Source organism: Methanoregula sp., from assembly GCF_002835825.1.
In the GTDB taxonomy this organism is placed as follows: Archaea; Halobacteriota; Methanomicrobia; order Methanomicrobiales; family Methanospirillaceae; genus Methanoregula.
In genome coordinates this window covers 1-1,666 of record NZ_PIZH01000449.1, presented here as the reverse complement: position 1 = coordinate 1,666, position 1,666 = coordinate 1, and the positions used below count along the sequence as shown (strand labels likewise).

The window sequence follows — 1,666 nt, the reverse complement described above, 5'->3', positions numbered from 1 at the left end:
ATATTGCCCGGGCTATGGGCAAGAACAACCACTCTGTTGGCCGGTATCTTGACAACATGCTGGTCTCCGGTCAGGTCGACATGCGGACGTACGGGAAGGCAAAGGTCTTCACCCTCTCGACACGGGTTCCCCTCAATACCATGCTCGGGCTTGGCGATGACCTCATCATGGTCCTTGACCGGGACAACCGCATCGTCAGGGTCAATGGGCAGGTGCTCGCATTTTTTAAAAAGCCTCGGGACTCGTTCATTGGCAGGGATATCCGGAATCTGGGAATCTCCGAGGCCTGGATCGATTCGTTCGTTCAGAAAATCATTGCGGGGCTCTTCTCCGAACGTGCCGAGGGCGAGATCGCTCTTCCCCAGAAAGGCCATCTCGTCTTCCGGATGAAGACTATCCCAACGGTCTTTGAAGATGGGAAGAAAGGGACGACGGTCCTGCTCGAAGACATCACAGCAAGGAAGCGCGCCGATGCCGCACTCCGGGCCAGCGAGGAGCAGTTCCGCCTTATGGCAGACACCGTCCGGGATGGGATCATCAACCATGAGGGCGATAAAACAACCTACATGAACGCACGCGCCGAAGAGATCCTCGGCTACTCAAAAGAGGAGCTGGCCTCCCTCACCCCCATCGATCTTGCGGCACCCGAGGAGCGCGAACGTCTCCGGGCCATCCTTGAAGAAGCGCAGGAAAGGGAGGATGTCCCCTCGGATCTCACGTTATGGATACAGAGAAAGGATGGGACAAGGCGGTTCATCGCTAACCGGATTGCCTCAATACGGCAGGGCCAGAAGACGATCTGCTATATCATCTCGACTGATATGACGGACTGGAAGCGTACCCACGATGCTCTCGAGGATCAGTTCCGGTTCCTCCAGCATATGATCAATACATTCCCCAATCCCCTGTATTACCTTGATCCAGACGGACGGTTCCTTGGCTGCAACTCCTCGTTCTGCATGCTTGTCGGTAAGCGATGCGATGAGATTGTCGGAACCACCTGCGGCACGCTCCTTGAGGATGGCCGCGCTGCAGTCTTTGGCGAGCGGGGTGGCGAGCCTGAGCAGGGAAACGGCGTCGTAACCTATACCGGCGTCTTTGTTGCCCCCGACCATCGCCGCTGTCGCCTCCGTATCCAGAAGTCCGGCCTCATCCTTGCCGATGGCAGACGTGGCGGATCGGTGGGACTCGTACTGTCCGTGAACTGTAGGGAAACCCTGCCCTGATATTTGAAATCTTTAATTACCAAAAGGCCCCTAACGTTCTTTGATGAGAAATAATCCTTACAAGATACTATGTCTCGCCGGCCTTGTCGCGGTCTTGTTTGTGTCCGGCTGCGTGGCTCCGCCGCAGGAGTCGACCGGGCCGGTTGACCTGTACGACCCGAACCAGTTCAAAACCGAGACGACCGGCGGTTCCGGGACATCGCGTTTCGTCACCGAAGCAACGCCGTTTGTCGTGGAAGCTGCCGAGACCAAGGGTTTCAGTGTCATTGCAACGCAGACGCGTCCCCCGGAGGATGCCGCCTGCCTGATCAACCTGATCAATGTCGACTGGAAGCATCAGCCAAACAAAACGGCGTTCGCGTTCGATCTGCTGAACCCCCCGATGTACATGAACTACTCGATCACGAAGCCCTTAAATATCACCGAGACAAAACTCGTTA

2 protein-coding genes are annotated in these 1,666 nt (G+C 56.4%); both read left to right on the top strand.

Going from position 1 to position 1,666, the window contains the following annotated elements:
- On the top strand, positions 1-1,226 hold a 1,226-nt coding region (locus CW742_RS12155; protein WP_292420736.1), incomplete at its 5' end, for a PAS domain-containing protein.
- A gap of 43 nt (positions 1,227-1,269) precedes the next feature.
- Positions 1,270-1,666 (top strand): hypothetical protein (locus CW742_RS12150; protein WP_292420734.1); only part of this gene is annotated, 397 nt, incomplete at its 3' end.